The organism is Rhizobium sp. Root708 (assembly GCF_001429725.1).
Lineage (GTDB): Bacteria > Pseudomonadota > Alphaproteobacteria > Rhizobiales > Rhizobiaceae > Rhizobium.
In genome coordinates this window covers 1-16422 of sequence record NZ_LMHV01000001.1, presented here as the reverse complement: position 1 = coordinate 16422, position 16422 = coordinate 1, and the positions used below count along the sequence as shown (strand labels likewise).

Here is a 16422-nt window from a genome sequence, read left to right as displayed (position 1 = left end):
TTGGCGCGCGGCGGGGCTGCGCGGTTGAAGAAACGGAATGGTATCCGCGTCCATGCATATCGTGACGAAAATCGCCAAGGGTATCGCTCGGCTGCTCGGCTATTCCGCCGCAGCCGCAGTCGTTCTGCTCGCCCTTGCGCTCGGCATCTTCGGCTTCACCTCCTTTGGCGCCCGTATCGTCACGGACAAGGTCGCATCGATCATTTCCAACCGCGACATGACCATCCGTGTTCTCGAGCCACAGGGACTGTTGACTGGCGGATTGCGCGCGAGCCGCATCGTTCTGTCCGATACGCGAGGGACATTCGCCGATATCGAAGGGCTTTCGATCAACTGGAATCCGCTCGCTCTGTTGACCGGTCGCTTCCACGCCACGCGTGTCGAGGCATCCGCTATTCGAGTGTTGCGTAAGCCCGTGCGCACGTTGCCCTCCCGCCCGAGCACACCGGAAGACGAAGGCGACGGCGGCTTTTCTCTGCCGGTCAAGGTCGATGTGGACGCGATTTCGCTGCCGCGCATCAGCCTTGCGACACCGTTGATCGGCCGGGCGTTCACCTTGGCGGCTGATGGCAGCATGCGCGCCGACAATTCGGGCGGCGAGGCCGAGATTGCCGTCAGCCGTCATGACGTGCCGGACGCCAAGCTGTCGGCCAATGTTGCCTTCGTGCCGGATCACAGCCAGTTGCGGGTGAGGGCCAAGCTCAACGAGCCCAAGGGCGGGCTGCTCGCGGGCCTTCTCGCGCTGCCGGGCAATCCGGCGGTGGAGATCAGCCTCGATGGTGACGGCCCTGTTTCCGATTGGAAGGGCAAGCTGCAGGCGTCACTCGACGGGCAGCAGCGCGCCGCGCTGGAGACCCATCACACGCTGACAACCGACGGCCTTCACCATGTCGAACTCAAGGGTGGCGGCGATTTCAGCTCGCTGCTTCCCGCCGCGTTCAGGCCGCTTTTTGCGGGACAGACGAACATCGATGTCGCCGCAAACTTCGACAACAAGGGCAAGATCGATATCCAGACCGGCAATCTGGCGACCGGCGCGGTGGTCATTGCCGCCTCGGGCACGCTGGATCCCAAGGGCCGCAACAGCCTCAACGCCAATCTCCTGGGAACCTCGGGGCCGGTCGATTTCCGCTGGCCGCTCGCCGATAGCGAAGCGCGCTTCCTGATCTCGGGCGTCAATCTGGCGCTGACGGGGGATGCAAAGGCCTCGAGGCTGAACGTCAGCGCTTCGCTGGATTCGGCAGTACTGCCACAAGCCACGATCGGCAATGTGAAGCTGACGGCCAAGAGCGACAGCTTCAATCTCGCGGGCGGATCGGGCGCGGTTCAGGTCCGGCTGGTGGCCGGCGAAATGACGTTTGCCAATCCCGATGTCAACAGGGCCGTACAGGGACCGGTGACGATCGTATTGCCGCTGCAGCTTTCGCCGCAGGCTGTCGGCTTCAACGGAACGACGATCGAGAGTGCTTCCGCCAATGCGACGCTGAACGGATCCTACAAGCTTGCTGACAGCACACTGACTGGTAATGCCAAGCTGACGGTCGAGCCTCCCGCCATGCCGCCCGCGGTGGCGGCGCGTTTCAATGCGCCTGTTGTCGTGGAGACCCAGGTCACCGGCACGGTGCCTTCGAAGATCAACCTGTCGAACCTCACCATCAAGTCGAATACCGTGGAAGCGGCGGGCGCTGTCTTGATCGACGACAACACGCTTGATGCGACGCTGTCCGGCAGGCTCCCCGATGTCAGCAAGCTGCTCGACAGCGCGCATGGCGAACTGACTTATTCGGTGAAGGCCAAGGGCGATTTTGCAGCTGTTGCCGTGTCGGCCGGCATCAAGGCCCAGTCCCTCGACATGGCCGGGCGCCAGCTGACCGACCTCGACGTTACGCTTTCGGGAACCGCAGATGCCAAGGCGCCGCAAGCGGAAGTAACGGCGACGGGCAAGATCGACGGACAGGCGATCAACATCAGTACCGATGTTCAATCCGCGGACGGAAGGATCACGCTACCCTCGATCGTGGCGAATGTCGGCAAGAACCGCCTGACCGGCCACATGGAGCTTTCCGAAAGCTTCGCGCCGGCCGGCAATCTGTCCTTTGATTTTCCCGATCTCGGGCTGCTGGCCGCTCTTGGCGGGCAAAAGGCGGAGGGAGACATCAAGGGGACGTTCGACGTCGCCGACGATGCCGGAAAGATCGTTCTGAAGATCGACGCTGCCGGAAACGGCGTCAAACGCGACGACTTTGCGATAGTGAGGCCGAACATCAATGTCGTCGTCAACGACCTCAAGGCATTCGCCGCCTCGGGAAGCGTCATGGCGGATGAAGTGGCATCCGGCAGCAACAAGGTCCAGGCACTGGATCTGCGCTTTACGCAGCAGCAGAACCGGACGAATTTCGAGCTCGACGCCGGCTATGACGGCCATCCGCTTCAGGCTGCCGGGGGAGTTGAAACCAACGCCGGCACGACACTCGTGCAGCTCGAGCGCTTTTCCGCCGAGCCACACGATATTCCGGTCACCCTGGACGCGCCGTCGCAATTGTCGATCTCGGGCGGAACCGTGGCGCTCAATGGACTGGCGCTGAAGGCTGGCGCCGGCACTGTGCACGTCGAGGGATCCGCTGGCGAAACGCTGGATCTCAAGGCCGACATCAAGGACCTGCCCGCGAGCCTCGCCAACAGCTTCGTGCCCAATCTGGATGCCGACGGCACGATCTCCGGAAAGGTAACCGTGACCGGTACGCCGGCAGCACCGGTCGCCAATTTTCAACTGGACTGGAAGAACGCGGCAACCAGTCATACCCGTGGTGCCGGCTTGTCTCCTCTTGCGATCGGCGCCAACGGGAAATTCGCCGACAACAAGCTCGATTTCCACACCGACCTCAGCGGCAAGGGCAATGTATCGCTGAAGGCAGACGGCAATTTCGTTACCGCGGGCCAAAACGCGCAATCGCTCGCCGTGGATGCCGACATCGTCAACATTCCGGCCGGACTGGCGAACGCTTTCGTTCCGAAGCTTGAGGCGGAAGGTGCCATTACCGGGACCGTGATGGCATCGGGGAAGCTACCTGCACCCGCGCTGGATTTCAAACTGAACTGGAAGAATGCTGCCACGCGCCAGACGAAGACGGCGAAGCTCTCCTCGCTCGGCCTTGCGGTTAGCGGCAAGCTGGAAGGCAGTGTTCTCAACTTTCAGGCCAATGCCAGCGGTAACGGAAACCTGCAACTGAAGGCGCAGGGCAACTATGTCGTCGCCGGAGCGGACGCGCAGACACTTACCGTCGCAGGGCAGCTCAGCAACATCCCGGCTGCCCTTGCCAATGACTTCGTTCCGGATCTTGCGGCGGAAGGCATGATCGGAGGTACATTCGATGCTTCGGGCAAGCTGCCGATGCCAAAGGCGAACGTCCATCTGAACTGGACGAACGCCGCGACGCGTCAAACAAAAGCGGCGGGTGTTTCCGGCCTTGCCCTCACCGCCGACGGTCGCTTCGATGCGGGCAAGCTCACCTTCGACGCTGCGCTCTCCGCCAATGGTGGGGCTGCGCTGAAGGCAACGGGCGGGCTGTCGCTTGTCGGCAGCGAGCTGCGCGATATCGCGGTGCAGGCAAACATCGAACGATTGCCCGCCAGCCTCGGCAACGCTTTTGTTCCCGGGCTTGGCGCCAGCGGCACGATCTCGGGCACGGCATCGGCGTCGGGCACATTGCAGCAGCCGAACGCGACATTCGATCTTGCCTGGAGCGATGTGGCGACGACCCAGACCAAGGCGGCGCGCCTTCCGGCAATGAAACTCGCGGCGAAGGGCAAGCTCGCCGACAACGCGCTGGATTTTGAGGCCAATGTCGACGGTGATGCGGGCGCTGCCTTGGCGGCTTCCGGCAAGGTCACGCTTGAAGGCATGGCGCCAAAAAGCATCGAGGGGAATGCCACACTCAACAGTCTCCCCGCGGCGCTGGTCAGCAGTTTCGTTCCCGATCTGCAGGCCGAGGGAACAATCTCGGGCAACGCGACCGTTTCCGGAGCGCTGCCGCTGCCGGCGGTCGATTTCAAGCTCGACTGGAAGAATGCCGCGACACGCCAGACAAAAAGTGCTGGCCTTTCCGCGCTCAGCCTGAACGCCACCGGAAAATTTGCGGACAACAAGATCGATTTCAATGCCAATCTGACCAGCGCTCAGAGAACCCTGCTGAATGCCAAGGGAACCGCTGAGCTGCGCAATGGTGCGATCGGCGGGCTTTCCGTGGATGCCGACATCAGGGACTTGCCGGCGACTATCGCGAACGGCTTCGTTCCCGGGCTTGGGGCGGAAGGCATCATCTCTGGGACGGCGAAAACGTCGGGAACGCCTGAGAATCCGACGATCGACTTCAATTTCGACGTGAAGAACGCGGCCACCAGCCAGACTCGAGCTGCCGGCGTCGGATCGCTTACCGCGCGCGCCAGCGGCAAGCTTTCGAACAACAAGCTGGATTTCACGACCGATATCGCGGGCGGCATCTCGCTCAAGGCGCGCGGCAATTTCGTCGTCGCTGGGACTAGCGCGCAATCGCTCGACGTCAAGGCCGACATCGCCAGCCTGCCGGCGAGTATTGCCAATGCGTTCGTGCCGGGCCTGGCGGCGGATGGCAACATATCCGGCACGGTTTCGGCGACCGGCAAGCTTCCGCTTCCGGCCGTCGACTTCAAGCTCGGATGGAAGAATGCGGCGACCAGCCAGACGAAGGGCGCGGGGCTTGCGCCGCTCTCGATCGACGCCGGCGGCAAGCTGGCCGGCGACAGGCTGACGATCGACACCACTGTCGCCGGGGATGCGGGCCTCTCGCTCAAGGGCGGCGGCAGCGTCACCATCACCGGTAACCGGTCGCTCGATATGCGCTTTTCCGGCAATCTGCCGTTTGCCGTACTCGGCGCGCAGCTTGCCGCGCAAGGGTTGCTCGCGGATGGCACCGCGAATTTCGACCTCAGGGTAGCCGGCACGGCGGCGGCACCGCTCATCAACGGCACGGTCACGACGAACGGCGCCAAGATCATCGATGTTCGGCGCAACCTGGCGCTCAACAATCTCTCCGCCGACATCCGCTTCAACGGACAGCAGGCGGTCATTTCGCGCCTGACCGGTCAGCTCGCAAGCGGCGGCAGTATCAGCGTGTCAGGCAATGTCGGTATCCAGCCGGCTTCGAACTTCCCGGCGAATATCGACATCAAGCTCGACAGGGCCGTCTACGTCGATGGCACGCTCGTCGTCGCGACGGTTGACGGCACGATTACGCTGCGCGGTGCCTTGCTCGCGGGACCAACGCTCGGCGGCAAGCTCTCCCTCGAGAAGGCCTCGATCACCGTGCCGGAGAAGCTTCCGACCTCGCTGCGGGAAGTGGAGATCAAGCATGTGCATGCCCCGAAGGCGGTGCTGGCTCAGCTGCGCGACGAAGGCGCCGGAGGCGCAAGCGAGAAATCCAACACCATCAATCTCGAGATTCAGCTCGACGCGCCATCGAAGATCTTTGTGCGGGGTCGCGGTATCGATGCTGAACTCGGGGGAAGCGTCTCGATCAGGGGAACGGCGTCAGCACCCCTGGTTTCCGGTGGCTTCACTATGCGTCGCGGCCGCCTGACGATCCTCAACCGCCGGCTCGATTTCACCGACAAAAGCCGCATCACGTTTGCCGGCGACCTGACGCCAGCGCTACAAATGGAAGCAAGCTCGACGTCGGGTGCCACGACGCTGACGGTCGACGTTGCCGGTCTCGCGACCGACCCGTCGATCACGTTCTCCTCGTCGCCGGCTCTGCCGCAGGACGAGGTACTGGCACAGCTGATCTTCGGGCAATCGATGTCGAAACTGTCCGCCCTACAGATCGCGCAGCTCGCGGATGCCGTCAGCCAGCTGGCTGGCGGTCGCTCTACATCGTTGTTCCAGGGACTACGCAACCAGCTTGGCGTCGATGATCTCGACATCAGCACCGATGCGAACGGACAGACGAATGTCGGCGTCGGTCGCTACCTCAACGACCGCACCTACCTCGAACTGCAGCAGAACACCAAGGATGGGGCGAAGGCCATTATCAACCTCGATGTCGGGCGCGGGGTAAAATTGCGTGGCGCGGCCGGGGCCAATGGCGCCGGTGAAGCCGGCATCGTCTACGAGCGGGAATATTGATCGCCGGGCGGCGGTCAATAGACTCGTCTAGAAGCTGGCCTTGCGAGTTTTCAGCAGGATGTTCGTTTCGGTCACGTTAATTCCGTCGATCAGGCGGATGCGTCGCAATGTTTCATCGAATGATACCAGATCACGGTCTTCCAGTTCGGCGATGAAGTCCCATTTTCCATTCGTACTATGCAGGGCTCGCACTTGCGGCAAGCCGCGGAGTTGATCGGCGACCTTGTCGGCGAGTTTGCCGAGCACTTCGATCATGACGATGGCGCGAACGCCGGCTTCGCGCGTTTCGTGGCCCGTTCGGATCGTGAAAGCGGTGATCGTCCCGTTGGCAACAAGGCGCTCGATACGGGCGGCGATTGTTGCCCGCGAAGCGCCGGTGAGGGCGGCAAGTGACGAGACAGGTATGCGCGCATTGTGCCTGAGGGCACTGAGGAGTGTATGGTCGAGATCGTCCATGGTGTCACTTTGTCATATCGGAGTGAGCAATATGCGAAATTGATGTCTATTATTGACACTTTTTCATCTTTTTGTCGCCGGGGCGATGTCTGATATTCAAACCAATTGTGAAGGGGACAAACATGCAGGCACAGACGAAATCGGTGACGCTTATCGGCGCTCCCCTGGAAGAGGGTTCGGGCCGTCGCGGTGCGGCGATGGGGCCGGCGGCGCTGCGCATCGCGGGCGTCGATCAGACGTTGATCGAGCTGGGCTACGAGGTCGCGGACGCTGGCGATGTGCAGGTTGTTCCGGCACGAGATCTCCCCAACCATCCGAAGGCACACAACCTCCGCATCGTCGGGGCTTTCACGCGTGCTTTGGAAGCAAGCGTTTACGAGGTTGCCGCGGCGGGACGCTTCCCTCTCATCCTCGGAGGCGACCATAGCCTGTCGATGGGCAGCGTGTCCGGCATGGCGCGCTATGCCGCGCAGCAGCGCCGGCCGTTGTTCGTTCTGTGGCTCGATGCGCATTCCGATTTCAACACGCCCGAAACCTCGCCGTCAGGCAATATCCACGGGATGCCGGTGGCATTCTTCTGCGGGCAGGCAGAAGTCGCCGAGATACTGCCGCGCGACCGCGCCTTCGTCGATCCGCGCAACGTCTTCCAGGTCGGGATACGGTCGGTCGACGCGCCGGAACGTGAACTCATCAAGCAGCATGGCGTCAATGTTTTCGACATGCGGTCGATAGACGAGCAGGGCGTTGCCTCGATCATGCGCGACGTTCTCAGCAAGGTTGAAGCCGCGAACGGCCTGCTGCATGTCAGCCTCGATGTCGATTTCCTCGATCCGGACGTCGCTCCGGGCGTCGGGACCACCGTTCCCGGCGGAGCGACGTTCCGCGAAGCGCATCTTATCATGGAGATGCTTTGCGACAGCGGTCTGGTGTCGTCGCTCGATCTCGTGGAGCTCAATCCGTTTCTCGATGACCGAGGCAAGAGCGCCCGCGTTCTGGTCGAGCTGACGGCAAGTCTTTTCGGTCGGCGGATCTTCGACCGCCCGACGCGCGCGGCATGATGGAGGGGACGCGGATGAGCAATTCTGAAAGCCTGATCAGCACCGAACAGCGCCTTGGCGCTCATAACTACAAGCCGCTCGATGTCGTGCTGACGCGCGGCGAGGGCGTCTATGTGTGGGACACCGATGGCAAGCGTTATCTCGATTGCCTCTCGGCCTACTCGGCGGTCAATCAGGGGCATTGCCATCCGAAAATCCTTGCCGCCATGGTCGAGCAGGCGGGGAGGCTGACCCTGACGTCGCGCGCGTTTCGCAACGATCAGCTTGCGCATCTTTATGAAGAGCTCGCCGCGCTCACCGGTTCGCACAAGATCCTGCCGATGAATTCCGGGGCGGAAGCCGTCGAAACGGCGATCAAGGCCGTGCGGAAGTGGGGATACGAGGTCAAGGGCGTGCCGGAGAACAAGGCCGAGATCATCGTCTGCTCGGATAATTTTCACGGCCGCACGCTGACCATCGTCAGTTTCTCGACAGACCCGGATGCGCGCAGCGGCTTTGGGCCGTACACACCCGGTTTCCGCACCGTTCCCTTTGGCGATGCGGACGCGTTGGCGGCTGCCATCAACGACAATACGGTTGCTGTCCTGATCGAACCGATCCAGGGCGAGGCCGGCGTCGTCATTCCGCCGGCCGGCTACTTCAAGCGTGTGCGCGAGCTCTGCACCAACCACAAGATCACGCTGATCCTCGACGAGATCCAGACCGGGCTTGGCCGAACCGGCAAGTTGCTGGCGGAAGAGCACGAGGGGATCGAGGCTGATGTGACGCTGATCGGCAAGGCGCTTTCGGGCGGCTTCTATCCCGTGTCAGCCGTTCTCTCGAACTCCGAGGTTCTTGGTGTACTGAAGCCCGGCCAACACGGCTCCACCTTCGGCGGCAACCCGCTGGCATGCGCGGTTGCTCGTAGCGCGTTGAGAGTGCTGACCGAAGAGGGCATGATCGAGAACGCTGCCGTCATGGGTGACTACTTTCTGGAAGGGCTGCGCTCGATCCGTTCCAACATCGTCAAGGATGTGCGCGGCCGCGGCCTGATGATGGCGGTGGAACTCGTGCCGGAAGCCGGTGGCGCCCGCCAGTTCTGCTACGCGCTGAAGGAGCGAGGCCTGCTCGCCAAGGACACGCACGAGAACACCATTCGCCTGGCGCCGCCGCTCGTCATCACCAAGGAGCAGGTGGAATGGGCAGTGGACGAGATCCAGAAGACAATCGTCTGAGGCTTGCGGTCTCTTCGCGGTGTGGGCAACTGTGCGGACAGTATTCTGTTCAGTTACGGAGCCCAAATGCCCGACCTCTGGCGACAGGCAATCGGCAAGCCGCCCAAAAGACCGCTCGTTATCGCCCATCGCGGCGGCGCCGCGCTGGCGCGTGAAAATACCCTGGCGGCTCTGCGGGCCGCCGAGGCCGAGGGGGCGGATGCAATCGAAACGGATATACGCCAGACGCATGACGGGGTCCTCGTCTGTGTCCACGATCCGGATCTTAACCGCCTTTGTGGCGACCCGCGTTCTGTAGCCGATCTCGACCTCTCGGTCCTGCGCCAACTCTTGCCCGAGGTCATGACGCTGTCCGAAGCGCTTGCCGCTTCCGGGCAGCTCGGCGTCTTGTTGGACCTCAAGCTTGGCGATGAAGCCGCCTTGTTCCGGGTCATAGAGGAGATCGAGCGGTCGGGTGCGGAACGCCGCGCGTTGCTGGGCCTACGGAGCCTTTCGCTGATCAGCGCGGCCCGATCGCGGACTGTCGACATCGCTATTCTGGCGTTTCTCGATGGTCCTGATCTTGTAGAAGAGGCTGCTGCTGCGGGTGCGACCTGGTATCGGCTTTGGCAGGCCTGGGCAGTGGATGCGAATGTTGCCGCCGTTCGCCGCGCCAATCTGCGGCTTGCGGTGATGGTGGGGCAGCCTCGATCCGTCGCTCTTCCGGAGTATCCGCCGTTTCCGGTGGGTGAGGTGGATCTGGCCGGACTTTCGAGGATCGCGGCGATCGAGCCCGTAGCAATCCTGTTGGACGATCCGCGTCTGCTTCAGACACGTCCATCGTCGGCAAATCGTTCCAGCAGCCAATAAGCCACCTTACGCCGGGCGAAAAATGCTGCCGGCGGATTTAGATTTGGGAAACATTCTTTCTTTAATGTCCGAACTAACCGTGACGGTACTCTTTATTTCGAGAGAACTGGCGGCTTGAAGGCAAAGTGCATCGGCGCCAATGGTGACGCGGTTGCTTCTGCCCTGGCTTTCGACAGTTGGGACAATTCTAATGACGACGATCAATTCTCCGAGCTTCAGTGGCGACACGCTTGAGATCATTGCCTTCCGCCTGCACGATCAAGAATTCTGCGTGAAGACGACGACCATTCGCGAAATCCGCGGGTGGGCGCCTTCGACGCCGATCCCGCATTCGCCAGCCGACGTTATCGGTGTCATGAACCTGCGCGGCTCGGTTATCCCGATCATCGACCTCGCCTTCAAGCTCGGCATGAAAAGCACCGTTGCCAACGAACGCAGCGCAATCGTCGTCGCCGAGGTCCACAGCATGGTCATCGGCATGCTGGTGGATCGCGTATCCGACATCCTCACGATTTCGTCGAGCCAGGTTCAGCCGGTTCCCGAGGTCACTGCATCCTTCGATCGCGCTTTCTGCGAGGGCATCATTGCCTCGGAGAACGGCATGATCTGCTTCCTGAACCTCGCCAAGATGTTCAAGGAGAACGAGACGGACGACCTCGCAGCCTGAGGCAGTTCCGCTTTCCTGAGAAACATTCGCCCTGCCCGCGTGTCTTCGCCGGCGGGGCGATTTCGTTCTGCAGTACAGACGGATCAGGACAAGGCTGTGCTCCCGTCGCTTTTCGTGGTTCAACCACTCCCAACACAGCCTGCGTTCGGCGGGCTCTTGGAGGCCCAACGAATTGAGGAGATCAAGGAAGCCGTTCTCGGTGGACCTTGGTCGCGCAATCGGCCAAGGATGATATCGAGCAGCAATTGGGAGACGCTATATGAACCGCAGCCTCGTGACCATTTTCGTCCTCGCGACACTATCCGCGCCCGTCCTCGCCAAATCTCCCACCGACATCGCGGATCTGATCGGTGCGCGGGCGGCCGGTGCGGAGTCGGAAATCCAGGCGAGGGGCTATGATAACGTCAAGAACAATATCTGGTGGAACGGCGCCACGGGCACCTGCGTCCGCGTCCATGTTTCGAATGGCCGCTACTCGGCGATCGATACGCTGAAGCCGAGCGCCTGTGGACAGAAAGGCAGTAGCGGCACTGCCCCGAGCGGCGGCAAGCCGGCCGTTCAAGGAACTGTTCCGCAGGCTGCCTTGAGTGCCTGCGTGCAGCGCGCGGACGAGTTTCAGAATGCCCGCCGGGGAGCGAGTGTCGCCACTGGAGCCGAGAGATCCGGGCCAAACTGGGTGCTGACCATGGGAACGGGCCAGTATACATCCAGGTGTACCGTCTCGGGCTCCGGCCGGGTCGTCAGCATCGATCCCATTTGAGCTTGGTTCCGGACGGGAAGTGCCCGGTGCTGTTGACGAACCCGCGCTCTCACGGTGGCGGGTTTTTCATTTATCCACCTCTTTAAACTCTTCAAATCCTCCACCATATCCAGCCCAAGTTCTTCAACCACAAATCCAAAACGTGGTGGAACAATGGGCTTGCCGTTTGAGGGAGCTCAATCTCAGTCATCGGCCTGTGCCTTATGAGGGCAGGGCGATTTATGGAGGTACAGCATGAATATCGAAAAATACTCCGAGCGGGTGCGCGGTTTTATTCAATCCGCCCAGACCTATGCGCTTGCGCAGGGGCACCAGCAATTCACGCCCGAGCATGTCCTGAAAGTCCTACTGGACGATGACCAGGGCATGGCAGCGTCGCTGATCGAGCGCGCCGGCGGTGATCCCAAGGCTGCACGCCTTGCCAATGATGCCGCACTCGCCAAGCTGCCGAAAGTCTCCGGCGGCAACGGGCAGATCTATCTTGCACAGCCGCTTGCCAAGGTTCTTTCGACCGCCGAAGAGGCTTCGAAGAAGGCCGGCGACAGTTTCGTCACCGTCGAACGGCTGTTGCAGGCTCTGGCGATCGAGAGTTCGGCTTCGACGTCCACGACGTTGAAGAGCGCCGGTGTGACCGCGCTTGCGCTCAATCAGGTCATCAACGAGATCCGCAAGGGCCGTACCGCCGACAGCTCGAACGCCGAACAGGGCTTCGATTCACTGAAGAAGTACGCTCGCGACCTGACCAGCGAAGCCCGCGAAGGCAAGCTCGATCCTGTTATCGGCCGTGACGACGAAATCCGTCGCACGATCCAGGTTTTGTCGCGCCGCACCAAGAACAATCCGGTGCTGATCGGCGAGCCGGGGGTCGGCAAGACCGCCATCGTCGAAGGCCTTGCGCTACGCATCGTCAACGGCGACGTGCCTGAATCGCTCAAGGACAAGAAGCTGATGGCGCTCGATATGGGCGCACTGATTGCGGGCGCCAAATATCGCGGCGAGTTCGAGGAGCGTCTGAAGGCGGTTCTCAACGAGGTGCAGGCCGAAAACGGAGAGATCGTCCTCTTCATCGACGAGATGCACACGCTTGTCGGTGCCGGCAAGGCGGATGGGGCGATGGACGCTTCCAACCTCCTGAAGCCAGCGCTTGCCCGCGGCGAGTTGCATTGCGTTGGTGCGACGACGCTCGACGAATACCGCAAGCACGTCGAAAAAGATCCAGCCCTTGCCCGCCGCTTCCAGCCTGTCATGGTCGAGGAGCCGACGGTCGAGGACACGATCTCGATCCTGCGCGGCCTCAAGGAAAAATACGAACAGCATCACAAGGTCCGCATCTCGGATTCGGCCCTGGTTGCGGCTGCGACGCTTTCCAACCGCTACATCACCGACCGTTTCCTGCCGGACAAGGCCATCGACCTGATGGACGAAGCCGCTGCGCGGCTGCGCATGCAGGTGGATTCCAAGCCCGAGGAGCTGGACGAACTCGATCGCCGCATCATGCAGCTGAAGATCGAGCGCGAAGCGCTGAAGAAGGAAACCGATACGGCGTCGGCCGACCGGCTGGTGCGGCTTGAAACGGAGCTGACCGGTCTCGAAGAAGAGGCCGATGCGCTGACGGCCCGCTGGCAGGCGGAAAAGCAAAAGCTTGGCCTGGCGGCGGACCTGAAGAAGCAGTTGGACGAGGCCCGCAACGATCTGGCGATCGCCCAGCGCAAGGGCGAGTTCCAGCGCGCCGGCGAGCTCACCTACGGCGTCATTCCGGAACTGGAAAAGAAGCTTGGCGAGGCCGAACAGCAGGATAGTGATCGCAGCGCCATGGTCCAGGAGGTCGTGACCCCCGACAACATCGCGCATGTCGTTTCCCGCTGGACCGGTATCCCGGTCGACAAGATGCTGGAAGGCGAGCGCGACAAGCTGCTCAGGATGGAAGACGAGCTGGCGAAATCGGTGATCGGCCAGGGCGATGCGGTTCAGGCCGTCTCGCGTGCCGTGCGCCGTGCGCGTGCCGGCCTGCAGGATCCGAACCGGCCGATCGGCTCGTTCATCTTCCTCGGCCCGACCGGCGTCGGCAAGACGGAGCTTACCAAGGCTCTGGCCCGCTTCCTGTTCGACGACGAAACCGCGATGGTTCGCATGGATATGTCCGAGTACATGGAGAAGCACTCCGTGGCCCGGCTGATCGGTGCCCCTCCCGGCTATGTCGGCTACGATGAAGGTGGCGCGCTGACGGAAGCCGTTCGCCGTCGGCCGTATCAGGTCGTGCTGTTCGACGAGATCGAGAAGGCGCATCCCGATGTCTTCAACATCCTGCTGCAGGTTCTTGACGATGGCCGCCTGACCGATGGCCAGGGCCGGACGGTCGACTTCCGCAACACGATGATCATCATGACGTCGAACCTCGGCGCCGAGTACCTGACCCAACTGAAGGACGGGGACGACAGCGAAGTGGTGCGCGAACAGGTGATGGAAGTCGTGCGCGGTCATTTCCGGCCGGAATTCCTGAACCGTATCGACGAGATCATCCTGTTCCACCGCCTGAAGCGTGAGGAAATGGGCGCGATCGTCGATATCCAGCTGAAGCGTCTGGTGGCACTGCTTGCCGAGCGCAAGATCACGCTCGAACTCGACGAGGATGCCCGCAACTGGCTCGCCAACAAGGGTTACGACCCTGTTTATGGCGCGCGTCCGCTGAAGCGGGTGATCCAGAAGTACGTTCAGGATCCGCTCGCCGAGCAGATCCTTTCCGGTCAGGCGCCTGACGGCTCCACGGTGAAGATCACCAGCGGCACGGACCGGCTGTTATTTCGCACGCGGAATTCGACGGTCGAGCAGGCGGCTTAAAACGCTCGACATCAAAATGAAAATGGCGGCTTCGGCCGCCATTTTTGTTCGATCTCTATTTGCTCGCCACCTGCGGCGGCGGCTGGTTGCCGAGAAGCGCGTCGATGCGCTGCCGCTCATCCTCGAACTTGGAGAGCGCGGTGCCCGTCAGGGACTTTCCGCCCGGCAGGCGGACACGCAGCGGGTCGACCTTGGTGCCGTTGACGATCATCTCGTAGTGTAGGTGGGGCCCGGTGGATTCACCTGTCGTGCCAACCCAGCCGATTACCTGGCCCTGACGCACCTTTGCGCCAGCGACGACGCCCTTGGCGATGGCGCTCTGGTGATTGTAGGAGGATTCGTAGCCATTCGCATGGCGCACGATCGTCTGGTTGCCGTAACCGCCGGAGTCCCACCCGGCCTTTTCGACCGTGCCGTTGCCGACAGCGATGATCGCCGTGCCGCGCGGAGCGGCCCAGTCGACGCCGGTATGCATGCGGGCAAAGCCGAGGATCGGATGCCGGCGCATGCCGAAGCCCGATCTGAAGATGCCGTTCGGAACAGGATTGCGCAGCAGGAATTGCCGGATGCTCTTGCCGTCCTGATCGAAGTAATCGATCGAACCGTCTTCCGGATCCTGGAAACGATAGAAGCGGGTCTGCGTGTCGCCGAAGCGGGCATTCACATAGAGAAGATCGGAATCCTTCGTCGCCTGTCCGCTGGCATCGGCCACGGAGAAGAAGGCCTCGAGCGTATCGCTCGGACGCAGTTCCGCCTGAAAATCGACGCTGCTCGCGAGCAGCTTGATGATCAGCGCCGTCATGTCCTTGGTCATGCCGTAGGACAGCGCGGCACGATAGATGCCGTCATAGACGCGCGGCAGATTCTGGTTGGACGGAACCGAAGACGAACTGTCGTCGAAGGCCGTCGTCACGGCATCGAGTTGTGGCGGCTCCCGTCCGGCGACGAAGCGGTCGTGATCGTCGAGCGCGACGGTGACGAGATGGCGGCTGCCGCGATAGACGCTGGCGCGGATGATTTTCGCCTGTTCGCCCTTCTGCAGGATGCCGATGCGCAGCACGTCGCCCTTGTTGAGATCGTCGGATCCGATCAGTGGCGACAGATAACCGGCGAGCCCCTTTGCCTGCGGCTCGGGATAGCCCGAGTCCATCATCGCCTTGGTGATCGACGATGCCTGGCGAACCGGAATGATGTCGTCGGCGAATTCCTCGGTCTGCGGCGTGATCGATTCCGGGGCCGAAACCGTCATGTTCTGCTCGAGAACGCGGGCGGTCAGGCCGGCCGTCAGGTCGACATCGTTGTCGTCGTTGGAAAAGCGCCGCGGGTCGACATAATAGAGGGCGGCGATCTGGGCGGCGCCGTCCGTCAGCACCGAGCCATTGGAGCGGACGTTCTCTTCGATCTCGTCGAGCGTCATGCCGGTCGCGACCTTGAGATCGGATTTCGCCGTCGGATAGGCGACGGTCTTCAGGCTGACTTCGGATTCGACGTCGGAGCCGTAGATCTGCCCGGTGCGGGCGACTGGCTGGGCATCCGGCTCATCAGCGGAAAAGATCGTTAGCGGGTTGAAGCTCGGATAGTCTTCCGTTGCCACATGGTTGGCGGCAAGCGTCATCTTCACGCGCGCGAAGGGCTGGCGGCGCACGACCTCCTTGTCGCCCTCGTGGACGACGGTCGACACTTCCATGATCTTGCGGTCGGAGGGCTTGGCAGCAATCGCGGGCGAAATCAGGCGGCTGCCACGGGTCACATCGGTGTCGGCAGCATGCGCATCGGTATTGATGTTCGCATAGGCTTCCGCAGGGATTGCCAGCTGCTGGCGGCCGTCGAGTGCCGCGAAGAGCGCAACGCCCATCAATACGCTCGATGTGATGCCTGTGAGGAACGTGCCCGAAAGCCAGCGCAAGGAAACTTCCCTGCGGTCCGGCGCACGTCTGCCGTCGGCGAGAAGCGGTGGCTCGTTGCCAAACGAGCGGATCATCATCTTCTCCGTCATCATGGCAGGTTTGTCCGCGTCCTTTCAATGGCTTCTTCGGCAGCTTTGGCTGGCGCGAAAAGTGCATAGTTTGGCAATGGAAGTCAAATCGCACGCATATGCATGCGCGACATCTGTTCTTGAAGACCATCCGATTGTGAAGATGTGAGGGCGAAGGCGGTGCTTATTCGGTTTTCCCGCGTGATTTCGCGGAAAATGACCCGGCTATAGGACATTGGACGAGGCGCATAATTACTCTTCTGGAAATGTCTCTGTTAATTCAATGACCTACGTGAAATCTCTATTTTTTCCGAAAGCGCTGTTGACTTAAAAAGGTGTGGTGTCCTATAAGCCGGATCACAGAACGAGGGCGGCGGCGCTGCTGGCGACGAAGACTTTCGCTCTGAGATTTCTTAAGATTGGCTGTGATGCTGATTGGTTCCCG

The 16422-nt window shown here is 61.7% G+C and carries 9 protein-coding genes; 7 read left to right on the top strand and 2 right to left on the bottom strand.

All coding sequences use genetic code 11. The features are described from left to right. Positions 1–52: 52 nt before the first annotated feature. Complete coding sequence (locus ASE04_RS00045; protein ID WP_056811224.1) at positions 53–6160, top strand: translocation/assembly module TamB domain-containing protein; 6108 nt, start codon at positions 53–55, stop codon at positions 6158–6160. A 27-nt stretch (positions 6161–6187) separates the two neighbouring features. Here the strand turns inward: ASE04_RS00045 and ASE04_RS00040 are convergent, their stop codons facing one another. Continuing rightward, the gene (locus ASE04_RS00040) at positions 6188–6616 is read right to left on the bottom strand and encodes an Lrp/AsnC family transcriptional regulator (protein ID WP_056810017.1); all 429 of its coding nucleotides are present in this window, start codon (positions 6614–6616) and stop codon (positions 6188–6190) included. A 122-nt stretch (positions 6617–6738) separates the two neighbouring features. On the opposite strand from ASE04_RS00040, the gene rocF reads away from it, so the two are divergent. The 6 genes from rocF to clpB all read left to right on the top strand — a co-directional run bounded on the left by rocF (position 6739) and on the right by clpB (position 14002). Next, positions 6739–7674 (top strand): arginase, encoded by a 936-nt coding sequence (gene rocF, locus ASE04_RS00035; protein WP_056810014.1) that lies wholly within the window; start codon positions 6739–6741, stop codon positions 7672–7674. Between the two features lie 14 nt (positions 7675–7688). Then, on the top strand, positions 7689–8888 hold the full coding sequence (gene rocD, locus ASE04_RS00030; protein ID WP_056810012.1) for an ornithine--oxo-acid transaminase: 1200 nt from the start codon (positions 7689–7691) through the stop codon (positions 8886–8888). 66 nt (positions 8889–8954) lie between these two features. Next, positions 8955–9737 (top strand): glycerophosphodiester phosphodiesterase, encoded by a 783-nt coding sequence (locus ASE04_RS00025; RefSeq protein WP_056810009.1) that lies wholly within the window; start codon positions 8955–8957, stop codon positions 9735–9737. Positions 9738–9927: 190 nt separating this feature from the next. Then, a complete protein-coding gene (locus ASE04_RS00020) occupies positions 9928–10404 on the top strand; it encodes a chemotaxis protein CheW (RefSeq protein ID WP_056810007.1) in 477 nt (158 codons plus the stop codon). 259 nt (positions 10405–10663) lie between these two features. Then, positions 10664–11164, top strand: coding sequence for a hypothetical protein (locus ASE04_RS00015; RefSeq protein ID WP_056810004.1), 501 nt, complete (start codon positions 10664–10666; stop codon positions 11162–11164). 234 nt (positions 11165–11398) lie between these two features. Then, on the top strand, positions 11399–14002 hold the full coding sequence (gene clpB, locus ASE04_RS00010; RefSeq protein WP_056810001.1) for an ATP-dependent chaperone ClpB: 2604 nt from the start codon (positions 11399–11401) through the stop codon (positions 14000–14002). A 55-nt stretch (positions 14003–14057) separates the two neighbouring features. Here the strand turns inward: clpB and ASE04_RS00005 are convergent, their stop codons facing one another. After that, positions 14058–16001 (bottom strand): M23 family metallopeptidase, encoded by a 1944-nt coding sequence (locus ASE04_RS00005; RefSeq protein WP_056809998.1) that lies wholly within the window; start codon positions 15999–16001, stop codon positions 14058–14060. Positions 16002–16422 lie beyond the last annotated feature (421 nt).